Consider the following 16958-nt stretch of genomic DNA (forward strand, 5'->3'; position numbering starts at 1 on the left):
TATTTTTTACGATGAATTTACTTTACCTCGAAGGTAATTTTAACGTTTACTCTAAACTCTTCTACATCATCACCATTGACCACTACACTTTGAGATTGTACAAATGCAGACTTAATATGCTTAACACTTTTTGATGCATGTTTCACTGCTTTTCGAGTAGCCTCTTCCCAACTTTTGTCTGAATTAGCTAGTACTTCAATAACTTTCATTACTGCCATAACTATTTAGTTTTAAGATTAAAAATTTGTTGAAAAGTAAAGCTACAAAATTTAGCCATTAATAGCAACGACTTCTTCAACCTTGTTTGGCAGTAATTGCTTTAATGTGGCTTCAATACCATTTTTTAAAGTTACGGTAGAAGATGGGCATCCACTACATGCACCTTGTAATACAACATTTACCGTTTTACTATCTGTATTATATGATTGAAACATAATATTCCCACCATCTGAAGTTACAGCTGGTTTTATATATTCATCTAAAATAGAGATAATCTCTTGAGAAATATCATCTAAGTTTTCAGTGTTTACAGGTTCAAACTCTGGCTTAGCAACTTGTTTTGGTTGATAATTTTCTGTGATGATTGGCTTGCTTTCGCGGAGGTATTCTTTGATGAAATCACGAATGGCAGTAGTTATTTCAAACCACTCAATCGAATCGTTTTTAGAGATTGAAATATAATTTTCTGATATGAAAACTTGAGTCACAAAAGGAAAGTCAAATAACGCCTTAGCTATTGGCACTTCAGCAGTATCCTCTAAATCTAAAATTTCTATATTTTGAGAAGTCAAAAGTTTGTTAGTTACAAACTTCATTGCAGCCGGATTTGGCGTACTTTCAGCATAAACTTCAACCACTTTTGGTGTGTTTTCAGAACTTCCAAATAAACTTTCGTGTTTGTTTAGGTAATTTTCAATAACATTCTTCAGTTCTTCTTGTACATCCGGCCATTCAACAATGTTGTAACGTTCAACGGCTATAAAATTAGCGGTAACAAATACCTTTTTTACAAAAGGTAAATGGAAAAGCTGCTGAACCAACGTAGAATTTTTTGCTTCGTCAACATTATTATATTCAAAGCTTCCATCTGTTAAAATTTTATTAGCTACAAACTTTATAATTGCCTCGCTGGATGTATTTTCTATAGAAATTGTTGTCTGCTGCATCTTTCAAAAAGTTTGCCACAAAGGTAGTGAACATTGCAATAAAAAAAGCCCGCAATTGCGAGCTTTAATTTACCAAACATAATTCTTCTTTTTAGCTTGCTTTTTAATGGCTTCTATCATGGCTTTATCTAAACTTTTTGTATTTGCCTCTTTTTGCTTTTGAGCTACATATTTATTTCGCTTAATATTTAAAGCGTTGATCTTTTTTTGAATCTCTTTACGTTCTATTCGTTGTTTAGCTACATATTTTTTGATTTCAGCTTTAGATTTTCCTTGTAAACGTTTAGGTAATGTTTTTTTATTAAGCTTATCATAACTAAAACCTTTTTCTTTTTCAGCATCAACTAAATCCCATGATGAATTTTTATATACCCTAGAGCTTTTGCTAACAGCACGTTTTACAACAACAACTTCATCTAAAGTCTCTGCATTTGCATCTTGCTCCGATTGTAATTGCATTTTACTGGCACCTTGATTTCCATAATGGATATAGGTATTATTCAACTTTTTGTTAAGAATAATAATTTCTTGATCATAAGGTGAAGCAACGTGAACAATTCTCTCATTATGGTCAATAACCATATAGTCACCATTTGTTAAACGAGCACCATCTTGCCACTTTCCATAAATTCCATTTTGATAGTTGCCACAAAAGATAGTATTTACTATTACATCTTGTTCATTGGCTTGTGTAGCTGCATCTTTGTAATTGATTTTCCCTTGCGTAAAGGGCTCATTACCGGCGATAAAAATTAACTTGAGATCATTCTTAGATTTGCCCCAATCTAATTGTTTTAAAGAGGTTTGAATTACTTCTCCACAAAACTCATTACCGCCATTCGTTCTGAGGGCAAATAGTTTTTCTGAAATTTCATCTAGATCAGAACTAAATCCTATTACCTGACGAATATATCCTTCATGTGATGATAAATTGTCATTTCCATATTCATACAAAGCAATTTCAAGATTAGGGTTTTCATGCTCACATTTAGCATATGAAAGCTCGTTAACTATATCCCATAATTGTGTTTTTGCTTGATTGATCAATCCATCCATTGAGTTACTAGTGTCTAATAAAAGAGCAACTTTAATAGTATTCTTTTTAGGATTGCCATTAGTTGCAAATAAAAAAGTAGAGGTTAAGGTTAGTAGAAAAATGAGTGTGATTTTTAAATTTTTCATGATGCTATTGTTTAATTTTTAAGTAAAAGTATTTTCAACTCTTTTTAAAAAAAAATCAAAATGAGTGAAATGGATTAAGTAATGAGTAATTACCAGCTATAAATGAGTAAACGAGAAATGTTGTGAAATTAAAAATCTACGATAAGACCAAATCTTGGTAAAATAGTTCCGCTAGAATTCTCAATACTTTCTAAAATATATCTTGAATTATCTGAAGGATCTATAATATTGTTTCCATTATTATCTCTTGTAGGAATAAGATATGATTGTTCAACAGCTTCACTACCATAGATGTTTTGAATATCTATGTAGAGATTTAAAGAAAACTTTTTACTATACCATGTTTTGTCTAAACGAATATCTAATTGAGTATAATTTTTAAAGCGTTCTGTGTTTAATAAATTATAATCTAAAATTCCTCTATTGGCAATATCGTAATTTGCGATTAATGACGACGCATTTAGATCATAAGGTGTGAAAGGCCTGCCGCCTACAAAGCGGAATTTTGCACCAAGCTCCCAATTTTTAGTAAGCTTTTTTCCGCCTGTAATGGTTAATAAATGTCTATTGTCCCAGGTAGATGGAATGTAATTATTTAGTCTGTCTTTAAATTCACTTATAACAAAAGTGTATGAGAGAATTCCGTAAAGACCATCATAAGATTTTTTTTGAGAAAAAATTTCAAATCCATAAGACCTTCCTTCAGAAATTGAAGTAACTTGTTCATTACCAATTACTCCAAAATCTGAACCTAAATTAGCGAGGCTAATTTGATCTCTAATAGAAAAAGGATAATTTTTATAACTTTTATGAAACCCCTCTAAAGCAATTTTTAAACTTTCACTTGGCTTAAATTCTAAACCTAAAACCAGGTGATTAGATTGTATATATTTTAGGTTGGATTGATTGGCTAGCGTATTGGTGTTATCTCTAAAACCTAAAATAGTATAAGCAGGTAATTGGTAATAATTACCTAAAGAACTATTTATAGACCATTTATTATTGATAGCATATGTAGCTGAAAATCTTGGCGAAAATTGATTTAAAACATTTTTCATTTCATCATTATAATCGTTGCCGTCTAAACGAAATCCAAAAGAAAGCCCCAATTTAGAATTGAAATAATTTTTCGAGATTTGACCAAATAGACCATACTTAAATAAATCTAATTCAGATGAAAAATCTTGTATGCTTATGCCCGATGAATTTGCAATTCTATTAAATGTTTCATTGGTGTAAGTTCCCTTTTCTAGATTAAAACCAATTGTTAATTTGTAATTATTTTTTAGATCAGAAGCATTTTCAAAACGAAACTTATTTTCAATTTCTTTCGAGGAGTAATCAAGTAGTAAATCTGATGGACTTTGAGTGTTGTTAAAGAATTTTTCTGCGGTATTATTCCATACGTTTCTACTTAAAATATATTGCTGCTTAGAGTTTTGACTAAAATGTTTGTAATTGATACCGAATGTGTAATTCCATTGTTCTTGTATAGGTATATTATTTAAAATGTATCTATTTCTTTTTAAGGTTTCTTCGTCTTCTACACCATCATTTACGTCTTCATTAAGCTCAAAATTATCAATTGCACCTAAACCAATAATTGATAATTCACTTTTGTCTGAAAGTTGAGATTTTACATTAAACTGAAAGTCGTTATAAGTTGGTAAAAAAGGAAGTTTTATTAATTTAAATAGAAATTGCAAATAAGATTGACGCGCTGAGGCTATAAAGCTTGTATTTTTACTAATAGGACCATCTACTGTGATGCCAGCATCAGAGGTTCCTAAAGTTGCTCTAACACCAAAACGATTTGGGCTTCCAACCTTTTGAGTAAATTCAATTACTGAGCTTAAGGTGTTGCCTCTATTTGCAGGAAAAGCACTAGAATAAAAATCTGTTTTTCGTATTAAATCTGCGTTAATAATACCCACAGGGCCGCCGGTAGCACCTTGTGTTTGAAAATGATTTATAACTGGTATTTCTATCCCGTCGATATAAAACTTATTTTCTGAAGGAGCCCCGCCTCTTATTATAATATCATTTCTAAATCCTGGATTCGAAGCAACTCCTGGCAATGATTGAATTACTTTTAATATATCTCTATTGCCTCCGGGATTTTTCTCTATTTCGGCTAGACCTAAAGTTTGTCGAGATAGAGGGCTTTCAATAGGCTTTTCAAATAATTTTCTTCTAACAATTACCTCGCTCAATTGCGAAGATTCTTCAGCTAACTCAACAATAATAAAAGGTGTTTTTTCTTGAGTAACTAAATAATCATCAGATAAATTGGTTGTATAGCCTACTAATGAGGTTTGAATTTTTAGATAACCAACCGGAGCGTTATTAATTGTAAATTCACCATTTTCATCTGATGAAGCTCCAATTGTAGTTCCTTCAACTAAAATATTAGCAAATGGTAATGCTTCTCTACTTTTTAGATCGATAACTTTTCCTTTAATAGTCCCTTGAGAAAAAGAGTTAAAGTAAAACAAAACAGAAAATAATAGAAAAAAGAACCTCATTTTTGCCAAAAAGTCCAAAATTAGTGAAATAGTCGTTTCATTGAGTAAAACTAACTGATAAATAAGTAAAGCAACTTTTTAAATAAGTTTTGACTTTAAAATTCCACCCTCGAGTGTTAAGCACATTTTATTATACCGTTTAAAGTGTGTAGTTTTACCCTAATGAAGCAACGATTTTGCATAGTAATTCTCTTGATTTTTTCTTCTGTTTATGTGTCTTACGGACAGATACAATTAAATAAAACTAAAGAGAACGGTTATTATTCAGACAGAATTACTGATGCTAATGGCGAACCTCTTTCCGGTATTACTGTAAAGGTTCGTGGTAAAGATGGTTCTACTAGAACAGATTCTAATGGTGAGTTTACTATTAAAGCTCAACTCGGCGATTTAATTATATTAAGTAAGAATGGTAAAACAATTGATTCTTATAGATATGATGGTAGTTTAAATTATGAGGTGAAGGATGAATCTGATGCCTTGGGAGTTCCTGAGTTTGAAAGTAGGTCAAAACCTATAAAGAAATCAAAAATTGACCTGAATAAAAGAAACAATAATAATTACTTTAAAGTTCAGCTAGATTCTGCTTTGTTTTATTCAAATACTAACCCAACAAAAAGTATTGATTATGTTGGCGCTGCCATAAATTTTGCAGGAAACAATAAACAACAATTATCACAATCATATAATGTTTTGGGCGATCTATATATGAGCCTTAAACAATATGATTTGGCTGCAAGTAATTATAAAGTGGCAAATGATAACCTATCAATAATTAACTCTCAGCTAAAACTGGCGAATGCTTATTTGGAAAATAGAGAACTTAGGAAAAGTGAAAATTTATATAAAGAACTCTTAAAAATTAGTTCTATTAGTGCAACTCAAAAAATAATAGTTTATGAGGGTTTGGGGGATGTGTATTTCAATCAAAAAAGCTATCAAAAAGCATTAACAGAATATAGAACAGCTTTAAATTTAAATGAGAGAGTTTCGAATATTTCTAAAGGAACAAGTTTAAATTCTAAAATTGCGTTAACGCTAGATGCTTTGGGTAGGCAAGGAGAGGCAGAAGGTTATTTAAATCGTTCTATTCAATCTGCAAAAACCGAGAGCCCACAAAAAACGATTGTTCAAAATCAAAAAGCAGCAGAGTTTTATAGTAAAAATAATAGTCTAAATAAAGAAGCTCAGTTCCGAAAAAAAACTTTAGAAACCTTAGAAAATGAAGCTTTAGAAGAAGTGGTGGTGTCTGATGAAAAGAAGATTACTAAATCACGTGCCAAGTTAGATTTAGGGAATGTGTATTTAAAACAAAATAAAGTTAATGAGGCAATTCCGTTATTGGAAGAAAGTATTGCAGATGCTGAAAAAGATGAAGATTTAGAAACGCAAAAAGATGCTATTCAGAAATTATCTGAAGCATATGTCTCTTTGGGTAATGATGATAAAGCACTAATCAACTATAAAAAATATGTTTCGCTAGTCGATCTACTGTATAAACAAAAAGAGGCTGAGATTGCTACAGCTGTAAACTTAAATAGAGATCTTTCTGAAAAGCAAAATAGAATTACTAGTTTAGAAAAAGATAGGGCACTTTCTGAAAGCAAGATTCAATTATATCAAACAGAAAACCAATTAACAGTAGAGAATGACAGACGTCAAAGACTAACAATATATGGCTTAGTATCCGGATTAGTTTTACTCTTACTTTCTTTATTCTGGATGTTGCGTAGTAACAGACAACGAAAATTGACAAACAATTTGTTGGCGCTAAAGTCACTACGTACTCAAATGAATCCGCATTTTATTTTTAATGCGTTAAACTCTGTAAATAGTTTTATTGCACAAAATGATGAACGAACAGCAAATCGTTACTTAACTGATTTTTCTACGTTAATGCGTAGTGTATTGGTCAATTCTGAAGAAGATTTTATTCCGTTAGAGAAAGAAATCGAATTGTTAGAATTATATTTAAAATTAGAACATTCTAGATTTCAAGATAAATTTGATTTCGAGCTAATAATCGATAAAGAAATTGAACAAGAACAATTTCAAATTCCACCAATGTTGTTACAACCCTACGTAGAAAATGCTGTTTGGCATGGATTACGTTATAAGGAAGACAAAGGGCTTTTAAAAGTTGAATTGTCTAAAAAAGATGAAGGAACTATTACTATTGAAATTTCTGATGATGGTATTGGCAGAAAGAAATCTAAAGAATTAAAGACAGAACATCAGAAAAAGCAGCAATCAAAGGGGATGCAAAACATTAAGCAGCGAATAGCTATTTTAAACGAAATGTATAAAGATAAGGTTGATGTGTTTATTGAGGATTTGCATAACGACGAAACAGGTACCAAAGTAATTTTGACTCTTAAAAAAGATTAATGAATTTAAAAACCATCATAGTAGAAGATGAGCAAACCAGTAGAGATATCTTAAAGAATTATCTTTCAAAATATTGCCCTACTGTTGAGGTGTTGGGTGAAGCTAAGAATATAGATGAGGCATTGGTTTTAATTCGTAATAATGAACTAGATTTAATTTTTCTAGATGTAGAGATGCCATACGGTTCTGGTTTCGATTTGCTCGACAAATTAGGGAAAACTGACTTTGAAGTGGTGTTTGTTACAGCTTATAATCAATATGCCATTGAAGCACTTAATAAGCATGCTTCCTATTATTTATTAAAGCCTATTTCTATTGATGACCTAATTAAGGCTGTAGACTACGTTACTGAACTAAAACAGAAAGAAAACGAATTACAGAATACTGTGTTGATTCCTAAAACAAATCCTACTAATCAAAAAATTACGATTCCAACCCAAGACGGATTCGAGGTATTAGAAATGAAAGATATTATCTATTGCAAAGCTGATGATAACTATACAGAAATATATCTTGAAAATGGACTTAAAAAACTAGTGAGTAAAACACTTAAATATTTTGAAGATATTTTAAAAGAAAATGGCTTTGCCAGAATTCATAAATCGTATTTGGTAAATGTGTCTTGTATTTCTTCTTACAGAAAAGGAAAAGGAGGAACTGTTTTCCTAAACAATGGAAAAGAATTGAGTGTTTCTACCTCTAGAAAATCGGAGTTGTTATCTTACTTTAAGTGAATTAGATTCTATTGCCCAGTCTAGTGCTGTTAACACATGAATTTTTGTAGTATCAAATGAAGGAATATCAAGTTCATTTTCTGGAATTAATAATGGAAATTCTGTACAACCTAATATGATTCCTTCAATACCTTTAGATTCCAATTTTTTTATGATCTCTTTGCATTTATTCTTTGAGTCTTCAGTGAATATACCTTTAATAAGTTCTGAATAGATAATATCGTGTAATATTTGACGATCGTTTTCATCACTAGGTATAAGTACTTCTACATCGAAATTTTCTGAAAGATATTTTGTATAAAAGTCTTTTTCCATGGTGTATTTTGTGCCAATGAGCCCCACTTTACTTAAATGTTGCTCTTTAATTTTTCGACCAGTTGCTTCTGCAATATGAAGAAAGGGTATATTTATAGCTTTGCGGACAGAGCCACTTACAATATGTATTAAGTTAGAGGCTATTAGTATAACATCAGCACCAGCTTTTTCTAAACTAATCGCCGCTTGTTTTACTATCTCACCTATTGCATGCCAATTTTCTTCATGAGTTAATTGAGCAATCTCTGAAAATTCAACTGAATAAAGGATGGTTTTACTAGAATGTAAACCTCCTTTCATTATGTTAGCATGTTCATTCAGTAGCTTGTAGTATTCCATAGAAGATTGCCAACTCATTCCTCCAATTAATCCAACTGTTTTCATAATTTTTATTTTGTTTTAGACATTTTTTCAGCTCCTTTAATTCTTATACTCTCTAAAAATCGTTCTAGTTGACATTTCATAAGTTCTAGAACTGATTTTTTTGGTTTTACTTTTTTTGAATCTGTGTATTGTTCTACAATGCATTCCATAGTGTTAGTTTTATATAATTGTATATTTAGAAATATAGATATGATTATTTAAAAAATTATATCATATTTATGTTCTCTTTATATAGTTGAATTACTTCTTCATTTCTTCTGTAATAAGTCCATTTACCATGTCTAGTAGGTATAATTAAACTCTCTTTTTGCATAGCAGTTAAATAGGTCGAAATAGTTGACTGTGATAGGCCTGACTTATCTTTAATGTACCCAACACAAACTCCATCCTCAAAACCTTCAATATCAACATGAGGGGGAAAATGTTTTTCAGGCTCTTTAAGCCATTCTAAAATATTTAATCTTGTTTTATTTGATAGTATTTTACTAATTTCTACTATATTCATGCTACAAAGATATAAAATATTTTTATATATCTAAATATATAGATTTGCTATTTAAATAACTGTATGGGAATTATCAAAAAATTAAAAGGAAAAGAACCTCAGTTTGGTAACGATTGCTTTATTGCAGAAACGGCTGTTATTGTAGGTGATGTAGAAATGGGCAATCAATGTAGTATTTGGTATAGTGCTGTGCTTCGAGGGGATGTACACTATATTAAAATGGGTAATAAGGTAAATGTACAAGACAATGCAACGGTACATTGTACGTATAAAAAGAGCCCAACAAATATTGGGAATAATGTTTCTATAGGCCATAATGCTATTGTTCATGGTTGTACCATTCATGATAATGTATTGATCGGCATGGGTGCCATTGTGATGGATAATTGTATAATAGAAAGTAATGCTATTATTGCTGCTGGAGCAGTTATAACCAAAGGTACTCGAGTTGAATCAGGAACAATCTATGCAGGTATGCCTGCCAAAAAAATTAAAGATGTTTCCCCGGAAATGATTTCTGGAGAGATAGATAGAATCGCAAATAATTATGTGAAGTATTCAAGTTGGTATAAATAAATGATACGATATCTTATACTACTTCTGCTATTAATATTTTCCTGTAAAAAACAGGAGCCAGAGAAGGTTTCTTTAAAATTTCTAGACGAATATATCTTAGCAGATAGTTTAATGATTGATAGCACTTTGGTTGGAGGGTTGTCAGGCGTAGACAACCTTAATGGAATTTATTATTTGGTATCAGATGATTCTAAAAATCCAAGATTTTATCAAACTAAGATTGAAATTAAGAATGATAGAATTGACACCATTTTCTTTGATAAAGTAATAACTGTAAAGGATAACTCAAGACATTATGATCTCGAATCAATTCTTTTCGAAGACGATAAATTATTACTTACTTCTGAAGGGTTGATTAGAGAAAGTAAAGATCCTTCTTTCTTTTCTGTAGATAAAAACGGTGAAATAATCAATGACTTTCAACTTCCAAAGTATTTTAAAGCAGACAGTCCGCAAAAACCAAGAACCAATGGTGTTTTTGAAGGCTTAACCAGAAGTTTCGATAAAAAAGGATATTGGATTATTACTGAACTACCATTAGAAAGTGATGGTATAGCTCCGACTCCCAAAGAATCTGATTCTCCAGTTCGCATGACTTATTTTGATAAAATATCTAGAAAATCTGAAAAGCAGTTTGTCTATCAGTTAGATAAAATTGCAAAAGCTCCTTTAGGTAATTTCTCTGTAAATGGTGTTACCGATCTACTTGCTTATTCACCAAATAAATTTTTAGTTATTGAGCGTAGTTTTTCATCAGGACATGGTGCTAATGGTAACGATATTAAGGTTTATGATGTTGATATTTCTAACGTTACTAATTCTCTTGATATTTTGAGTTTAAAAGATGCTGAATATACTTCGGTTACCAAAGAACTACTTTTTGATTTCGAATCGGTTAGAGATCAGCTGACTAATGGTATGATTGATAATGTAGAAGGCATCTGTTTTGGGCCAAAACTTTCAAATGGAAATCAATCAATTATTCTCATTGTTGATAATGACTTTAATAAACAAGGTAATCGTTTAAATCAGATTATTTTGATGGAAATGTTAGTAAATTAACGATATTTCGTGACTTTTCTAATTAATGGTATCTTTAGCAAAGATTTATTGACTTAAGAATGTCTAAACAAGAATCAGATACTATTGTAAAGTTCTTATCTCAGGTTCCTTTTTTCATCCATGTCTCAAAGGATTCTTTAGAACACCTCGTTGGAGGTGTAAAGCAATTGCAGTTTAGAAATAACGAAAAGATTTTCAGCAAGAATGATGAAGGAGATTCTATGTATGTAATTGTAGATGGGTCTATTAAAGTGCATGAAGATGGCTACATTTTTAGTAAAATGTATAAAGGCGATTGTTTTGGTGAATATGCCTTAATAGATAATCAAAAGCGCTCCGCTTCCATTTCAACTTTAGAGCCAACTACGGTACTTCGTATTGAGCGCGATTATTTTCAAAATTTATTGTTTTCTGATGAAGGTTTTACGCAAGGAATCTTATCTGTTCTTATAGATCGTCATAGAGATATAGATGCTGTGCAAGAACGTTTGTACAACGCAAATAGAGATCTTGAAGTAGCAGGTACAAAGATGAGGGGGTTGATCAATGGCGCTATGGATGCCATTATAATGTTTGATAGTAAGTTTAGAATCCTTTTAACGAATCCTTCGGCAAACAGCCTTTTAGAAAATGAAGACGTATTGCAGCGTAATGTCTTATTCTTTTTTGATGAACCAAGTACGAAACTCTTAGAGGATATTATTAAAGATGAAAATAACGAGCAGAATATCAATACACATTTACCTAAAGTTGTAAAGGTTATTGGTTCTAATGAAACCGAAACCTTAAACGAAGGTACACTTAGTAAATATGGTACCAAAGAAGAGACATTTTACACACTTATTTTACGAAATATAGAAGAACGTATACTTGCGGAGAACACTATTAATTTACTAACCAATCAAACCGAATATCTCGAAGAAGAGATTAAAGAACTGACTAGTAACTATGGTATTATAGCCGAAGATTTAGGGATGAAAAATGTGCTGAATCTGGTTGAGCAAGTAGCAAAGACAGACGCTACTGTTTTAATTACGGGCGAAACAGGCACAGGTAAAGAATTAGTGGCTAGAGGTATACACGAGGCAAGCCATAGAAGTGATAAGCCACTTATCAGAATTAATTGTGGTGCTATACCAGCTAATTTAATTGAAAGTGAATTGTTTGGTCACAAAAAAGGAGCCTTTACAGGAGCGACTTCAGATAGAAAAGGACGTTTTTTATTAGCAGATAAGGGCACTATTTTTTTAGATGAGATAGGCGAGATGCCATTAGATTTGCAGCCAAAATTATTGAGAGTAATTCAAGAAGGTGAGTTTGATCCTGTGGGTAGCTCTGAAACTATAAAAGTAGATGTTCGCATTATAGCAGCAACACATCGTGATCTGCTAAAACATGCACAAGAGGATAAGTTTAGAGAAGATTTGTATTACAGGCTTAATGTATTTCCAATAAGTGTACCTCCTTTACGAACTAGAGGAAATGACATTATTTTGATTGCCCAAGAAATGATTCGTCAGTTTTCAAAAAAACTAAACAAACCTATTGCTGAGCTATCAGAAAATGATAAAAGTGTATTGTTGAATTATAACTGGCCAGGTAACGTTCGAGAATTGCAAAATCTTATTGAAAGAGCTGTAATTGTAGCTCAAAACGGAAGCATAAACTGGCAGACAATTGTACCAAGTTCATCTAACGGAGATGAAATTAGTTTAGAAACAGTTCAACAAAAAATATTGACTTCAAAAGAGTTGGTTACTCTGGAAAAGGAAAATATCCTTAAGGCATTAAAACAAACTCGCTGGAAAATTTCCGGCAAAGGTGGTGCCGCAGAATTACTAGATATGCGCCCCACAACATTGGCTTCTAAAATTAAAGTGTTAGGTATCGAACGTCCTATATAACTCGTATTCAGTTCGAGTGTTTTGTAATGCAAAATGTATCGAGAACTACTTAAAAACAATAAATTTTAATTTTTTGTAACTTTAAAGAGTAATTATAACAGTATTAACTGTTTATAGTAACCTAACTAAACCATGTTTAAATCCTTTCACCCAATTAGGCATTTGCCCTTCTTTAAAAACAAATAGCCTAAATACAATCAAGATTACTTTCTTAATAAAACCTAACTAATATGAAATCGAATAATAATTGGACAAAAACTGAACTGCAAACTTATATTATGCTAATGTGTGCCAATGCTGATGGTGAAGAAACTAAGCAAGAATTAAGAATGGTGAAGTCTAAAACCAACGATGAAATTTTTAAAAGGATCTACGAAGAGTTTTCTAATGATAGTGAAGATGAGCGTTTCCAGAAAATAGATGAAGCTATACATCAGCACGAATATTCTGCTAAAGAATTAAGCGAGTTTAGAAGAGATATTTACAAGATATTCTTTTCAGACTGCTCTTTTGGGGTTATGGAGCAAAACCTCGATCGTATTTTAGATAACATCCTTTATTAGAGATTTAATTTTTACACTATTTCAATCATAAATAAAAATGCTATGGGAATATTTTGGGATCTCATTCAACAAGACCAATTACAAAAACAAAAAGATAAAGCTAATAGTCTAGAGGATCGTGTTGATCAACTAGAAGAAGAGCTTAGTGCAACGAGAAGCTTATTGAGAAAAACATTAGAGGCTTTAGAGAATTATGTAGGAAAAGATATTGACGGCGATGGTAAGACAGGCTGATTTAATAAATAAATTATGATCAAACTCTTCCGTCGTATCCGCCAAAAACAACTTATGGAAAACAAAACATCTAAATATTTTAAATACGCTATAGGAGAAATTATTCTTGTAGTTATTGGAATTTTAATTGCCCTTTGGATAAATAATTGGAATGAAGAAAAAAAGATTCAAAAAGCGGTAAACACCTCTGTACATATGATAAGAGATGAGATTGTTACCAATCAAAATAAAATTAATGGAGTGAAAGACTATCATATTATGGTAAGAGATACATTGCGAAAAATTAATCTTCCGAATGATTTAAAAGGAATAAATGATGCATTAGGTTTTTGGAGCGGGATGAGAGTTCCAGAACTTCAAAGCGCGGCTTTTCAATCTAGTATTCAATCTGGTATGGCTAAGGAAATTAATCCCTTGATTTTAAAGATTTTAAACAGCCTTTATGCGCAACAAAAAAGCTATAACGATTTTACTTCTCAATCTTCACAGATTTTTTTTAATACTGATTTTACAGATGGAAAAAGCGTAAGAAAAGCTATGGGATCTGTGCAAATGACAATGAATGATCTTTATTATTATGAAAGCGGCTTAAGCGATAGTTATGTTACTTCGTTAAAGCAACTAGATTCAATTTATAAAATTAAAAGTGATAGTATAAATAGATGATTAAATTCTTTCGCCGTATCCGCCAAAAACTAGTTGCTGAAAACCACTTCAGTAGATACCTAATTTATGCTATTGGAGAAATAATTCTTGTTGTTATTGGAATTATGATTGCACTTCAAGTTAATAACTGGAATCAAGAAAAAATTAAAGACAAAAAAACAAAGGTTATTTTTAATCAGGTACTGAGTGATCTTATTCTAGAAATAAAGAACATTAAAACAATTAATAAAAATTATTTAGTAAAGGATTCTTTAATTAGAAATTATCAAAAAACAGATTTTAAAACGTTAGAAAATGACACAGATGGTTCTTACTTATTTAATTTAATTAGAACTCATTTCACTTCAGATATTGATAATAAAAGTTATAATCTTTTAATAAATCATACAGATCAATTAGATGATAATTATAAAGAATATATTGATGAATTGATGATTGTGTATCAAGACCTAAGGCAACAAATTCTTGATTATGGTAAAGGGATGAGCGAGATGTTAAAAGAACATAGACGTTATAAAATTAACAACAAGAATTGGTATTCTAATAATTTCGCTAATAACCAAAAATTAAACGAACTACAGATGGACTATTACAAATATGACCCTATTTATAAAAACTATGTAAGCTATTATAGAGAAATGCTTATAAATATTGTTATCCCATCTCGCACATTTGTAGATAGAGCTATTAAGCTCTGTAAAAAAATAAATACAGATTTTGGCTTTAGTAGAAATATAGATAAAGAAATTTCATATTTGTATCCACCAAAGAATCTTCTAGATACTATTTCCGGGAGCTATTTAGTAAGAAATAATTCAAAAGTAGTTTTAGAAGTAAAAAATGGAGAGCTTTATAAAATTATTTCTCATCCTAAAAAGGAAGAATTTCTAAGCCTGTATGCATTACTTTTTTTTGATAATGGAAAGCTAAGATATTTAGGCAATAGTACTTTTTATTATAATGCCTCAACTAATTTAAAAGTGAATAAGGATGGAAGTTTATCTATTGTTCCTCTTTTAAGTGATGGAATTACTACATTAACTCCTATTAAAAATGATTAAATTCTTCCGTCGCATCCGTCAAAAACTACTAGCTGAAAACCGTTTTAGCAAATACTTAGTTTATGCGATTGGGGAAATTATTTTGGTAATGATAGGTATTCTTTAGCACTTCAAGTAAATAACTGGAATGACATTAGAATTGCCAAAAAAAACTCAAGAGCTTTTTTACAAGAAATGCTTTTAGATTTAGCAATAGATACTGCTTATGTAAATTATGCTATTAGAAATATTGAAAAGCAATTAGTATATCAAGAAAATGCATTAAGCAGAACTAAACAAACGGAAAAAAACTTAGACTCATTAGCCTTAGCCGTTGATGGAACTTACTATGATTTTTATATAACTGATAGAACATTTCAAAAAATACAAAATAATGCCCAATCTAAATTAATCGGATTTGATTCTTTATATAAATCAGTTTCTAACTATTATACTTTTAGAAAATCTCGTGTGCAAAAAAACACAGAATATGAGATAAAAGTGGCTGATGCCGAATATGATAATTCCCAGCAAGAGTTTGATAAAACAGAGCATGCGTATGCAACATATATTAGAGAAATTAATGGCAAAGAGGTAAAAAAATCTTTTCCTTCTCTAACTTCAGCTAAAGAAAGTGATAAAAATTTTTTGAATTTTTATAATAGTATAAAAGGTAGAAATTCATTAAGGCAACTATATTCTATGCGCTTATTTTCTCTTAGGGGATTTAAAGGTTGTAAGAAAGAAGCAGATGCTTTAATTATTAGCATTAATAAAGCTTTACAAGATGATTAAATTCTTCCGTCATATCCGTCGCTCACTAATCAACCAAAACCAAATGGGAAAATACTTTAAATACGCCATTGGTGAAATTCTACTTGTTGTTATTGGAATTCTCATTGCATTACAAATTAATAGTTGGAATCAAAATAAAAATGAGAAAGTATTAGAACAGCAGTATTATTGTCGATTATTAGAAGACGTTAGGCAAGATTATGCTAACTATAAAAACTCTTTTAGTTTACTTAATTCTAAAATTAGTGGATCAAATGAACTTTTAGCAAGATTACAAGATACAAGCATGCCTTTAGATAGTATTGCACCTTTCATTATGAAATCGATTAAGTATTCAATAAGAGATGTTAGTGCTACAACGAATGCATTTGAAGATATTAAATCTAGTGGTAACTTAAATTTAATAAGGGATTTATCATTAAAAAATGATCTAACATTATATTTTGAAACGCTGTTAAGTGTAAATTCTGTGATGGAAAGTAATGGAAAAGCTATAACTCAACAGCGCCTATTTTCTCATGAGGATTTAATAAATTCTGGTTGGTTACAACTTTTAGAAGACTTTGGAGGACTTGATAGAAACAAGGTTGACTTTAGAAAGCTTAAAGCTCAGGTAAACTTTACTGACGAAATGCGCCTAAAAATGACAAATGATGCTATATTTTATCAAGCTATAAATGCCCGTAACAAGAACCTACTTGTGTCTATTGAAGATAACATCTTAACTATGATTAAAAAGTTAGAATCTAAATGTTCTACTCATAATCAATAAATTCTTTTATTTAATCCATTAATTACTTTATTAAAATTACGAAATATCGTAAATAATTAACGAAATATCATTAATACGCGAAATTTCAATAGTTTTATATTTTTCATTTTTACATATAATCATCTGTAAATCATCATTTTAAATAGT

18 protein-coding genes are annotated in these 16958 nt (G+C 30.7%); 11 read left to right on the forward strand and 7 right to left on the reverse strand.

Going from position 1 to position 16958, the window contains the following annotated elements:
* Positions 1-17: 17 nt before the first annotated feature.
* The 4 genes from AC1EUV_RS12240 to AC1EUV_RS12255 form a co-directional block, all read right to left on the reverse strand.
* Complete coding sequence (locus AC1EUV_RS12240; RefSeq protein WP_480199005.1) at positions 18-218, reverse strand: dodecin family protein; 201 nt, start codon at positions 216-218, stop codon at positions 18-20.
* Between the two features lie 51 nt (positions 219-269).
* On the reverse strand, positions 270-1166 hold the full coding sequence (locus AC1EUV_RS12245; protein WP_480199006.1) for a NifU family protein: 897 nt from the start codon (positions 1164-1166) through the stop codon (positions 270-272).
* Positions 1167-1235: 69 nt separating this feature from the next.
* The gene (locus AC1EUV_RS12250; protein ID WP_480199007.1) at positions 1236-2348 is read right to left on the reverse strand and encodes a vWA domain-containing protein; all 1113 of its coding nucleotides are present in this window, start codon (positions 2346-2348) and stop codon (positions 1236-1238) included.
* 128 nt (positions 2349-2476) lie between these two features.
* Entirely contained in the window at positions 2477-4873 is a 2397-nt protein-coding gene (locus tag AC1EUV_RS12255) for a TonB-dependent receptor (RefSeq protein WP_480199292.1), read from the reverse strand.
* A gap of 162 nt (positions 4874-5035) precedes the next feature.
* Here AC1EUV_RS12255 and AC1EUV_RS12260 point away from each other — a divergent pair, with 162 nt between their 5' ends.
* Both AC1EUV_RS12260 and AC1EUV_RS12265 read left to right on the forward strand, forming a co-directional pair.
* Positions 5036-7261, forward strand: coding sequence for a tetratricopeptide repeat-containing sensor histidine kinase (locus AC1EUV_RS12260; RefSeq protein ID WP_480199008.1), 2226 nt, complete (start codon positions 5036-5038; stop codon positions 7259-7261).
* Positions 7261-7995, forward strand: coding sequence for a LytR/AlgR family response regulator transcription factor (locus tag AC1EUV_RS12265; protein WP_480199009.1), 735 nt, complete (start codon positions 7261-7263; stop codon positions 7993-7995). Before AC1EUV_RS12260 ends, AC1EUV_RS12265 begins: the two co-directional genes overlap by 1 nt.
* Here the strand turns inward: AC1EUV_RS12265 and AC1EUV_RS12270 are convergent.
* The 3 genes from AC1EUV_RS12270 to AC1EUV_RS12280 are packed head-to-tail and all read right to left on the reverse strand — an operon-like array spanning position 7978 to position 9199.
* Positions 7978-8694: an aspartate/glutamate racemase family protein gene (locus AC1EUV_RS12270; RefSeq protein WP_480199010.1), complete on the reverse strand. Its 717-nt coding sequence runs from the start codon at positions 8692-8694 to the stop codon at positions 7978-7980. The two genes, AC1EUV_RS12265 and AC1EUV_RS12270, sit on opposite strands and share 18 nt — an antisense overlap.
* A gap of 5 nt (positions 8695-8699) precedes the next feature.
* On the reverse strand, positions 8700-8843 hold the full coding sequence (locus AC1EUV_RS12275) for a hypothetical protein (RefSeq protein ID WP_480199011.1): 144 nt from the start codon (positions 8841-8843) through the stop codon (positions 8700-8702).
* A 56-nt stretch (positions 8844-8899) separates the two neighbouring features.
* Complete coding sequence (locus AC1EUV_RS12280; RefSeq protein ID WP_480199012.1) at positions 8900-9199, reverse strand: ArsR/SmtB family transcription factor; 300 nt, start codon at positions 9197-9199, stop codon at positions 8900-8902.
* 63 nt (positions 9200-9262) lie between these two features.
* On the opposite strand from AC1EUV_RS12280, the gene AC1EUV_RS12285 reads away from it, so the two are divergent.
* The 9 genes from AC1EUV_RS12285 to AC1EUV_RS12325 all read left to right on the forward strand — a co-directional run bounded on the left by AC1EUV_RS12285 (position 9263) and on the right by AC1EUV_RS12325 (position 16811).
* Positions 9263-9775 carry a gamma carbonic anhydrase family protein gene (locus AC1EUV_RS12285; RefSeq protein ID WP_480199013.1) on the forward strand — a complete coding sequence of 171 codons (513 nt, stop codon included), beginning with the start codon at positions 9263-9265 and terminating at the stop codon, positions 9773-9775.
* On the forward strand, positions 9776-10837 hold the full coding sequence (locus tag AC1EUV_RS12290) for an esterase-like activity of phytase family protein (protein ID WP_480199014.1): 1062 nt from the start codon (positions 9776-9778) through the stop codon (positions 10835-10837). It begins immediately after the preceding gene.
* 59 nt (positions 10838-10896) lie between these two features.
* Positions 10897-12741: a sigma 54-interacting transcriptional regulator gene (locus tag AC1EUV_RS12295; RefSeq protein WP_480199015.1), complete on the forward strand. Its 1845-nt coding sequence runs from the start codon at positions 10897-10899 to the stop codon at positions 12739-12741.
* 230 nt (positions 12742-12971) lie between these two features.
* Complete coding sequence (locus AC1EUV_RS12300) at positions 12972-13304, forward strand: hypothetical protein (RefSeq protein WP_480199016.1); 333 nt, start codon at positions 12972-12974, stop codon at positions 13302-13304.
* Between the two features lie 42 nt (positions 13305-13346).
* Positions 13347-13538 carry a hypothetical protein gene (locus tag AC1EUV_RS12305; protein ID WP_480199017.1) on the forward strand — a complete coding sequence of 64 codons (192 nt, stop codon included), beginning with the start codon at positions 13347-13349 and terminating at the stop codon, positions 13536-13538.
* A gap of 15 nt (positions 13539-13553) precedes the next feature.
* Positions 13554-14204, forward strand: a complete 651-nt coding sequence (locus AC1EUV_RS12310; protein WP_480199018.1) for a hypothetical protein — start codon at positions 13554-13556, stop codon at positions 14202-14204.
* Positions 14201-15265, forward strand: coding sequence for a hypothetical protein (locus AC1EUV_RS12315; RefSeq protein WP_480199019.1), 1065 nt, complete (start codon positions 14201-14203; stop codon positions 15263-15265). The genes AC1EUV_RS12310 and AC1EUV_RS12315 overlap by 4 nt, the downstream gene beginning before the upstream one ends.
* Before the next feature lie 174 nt (positions 15266-15439).
* The gene (locus AC1EUV_RS12320) at positions 15440-16039 is read left to right on the forward strand and encodes a hypothetical protein (RefSeq protein ID WP_480199020.1); all 600 of its coding nucleotides are present in this window, start codon (positions 15440-15442) and stop codon (positions 16037-16039) included.
* Positions 16032-16811, forward strand: coding sequence for a DUF6090 family protein (locus tag AC1EUV_RS12325; protein WP_480199021.1), 780 nt, complete (start codon positions 16032-16034; stop codon positions 16809-16811). Before AC1EUV_RS12320 ends, AC1EUV_RS12325 begins: the two co-directional genes overlap by 8 nt.
* The last annotated feature ends 147 nt before the right edge of the window (positions 16812-16958 follow it).

It is taken from the genome of Maritimimonas sp. 2304DJ26-3 (genome assembly GCF_056591635.1).